Consider the following 741-nt stretch of genomic DNA (forward strand, 5'->3'; position numbering starts at 1 on the left):
CTTTACCAAGGGTATTGAGGCTTGTTCTGTGGATGCAGAAAAAATCGCCAGCAAACATAGCCAAGGAAAATGGACAGTTTCCCGCACCAGCCTTAAAACACGTAACCCTGATAACAAGCCAGATGCCTGGGAGGCGAAAGTACTTGCTGACTTTGAACAGCAACTCAAAGCCGGAAAGCCTGCTACACAGTTAGCAGCGGTGAAAAAAGAAGGGAGTACCTTTCGTATGATGAAGGCTATTCCAACTCAAGGTATGTGCTTGTCGTGTCATGGAGAGAGTCTAACAACAGATATTCAAAAGGCACTCTCGGAACAGTACCCGCACGATAGGGCGGTAGGTTATCAGGAAGGACAGATTCGTGGGGCCTTTAGTTTGTTGCACACCGCGAAGTAAATACGGAAGATATTTCGTTCTGGCCTAATCGATTTGTGAGTGAATAAGTGACAGAATAGCCCCCTTATCTTTGTATGTAGATTTCTGGTGACGATTTAAAAGGAGTTTTCACAATGGCCATCGCGCTTACGCTCCACATATTGGCTGCAACAATTTGGGTTGGCGGAATGTTTTTCGCCTATCTATGTCTTCGTCCTGTTGCAGCAAGCTTATTGGAACCTCCGCTACGTCTAAGTTTGTGGCAAGATACCTTTAAGCGTTTCTTTTTTTGGGTATGGATAGCAGTTGCTGTTTTATTGGTGGGCGGTCATGGCATGATTGCCTTATATGGTGGCTTTGCTTCGATA

Annotated in this window: 1 protein-coding gene and 1 pseudogene; both read left to right on the forward strand. The window is 45.3% G+C overall.

The annotated features are described in order from the left end of the window. Positions 1-394: DUF3365 domain-containing protein (locus A3735_RS25550; RefSeq protein WP_068638898.1), on the forward strand; the 394-nt coding region annotated here is incomplete at its 5' end. Positions 395-507: 113 nt separating this feature from the next. Further along, positions 508-741, forward strand: a pseudogene (locus A3735_RS25555) (hypothetical protein); the annotation flags it as partial.

Source organism: Oleiphilus sp. HI0061 (assembly GCF_001635675.1).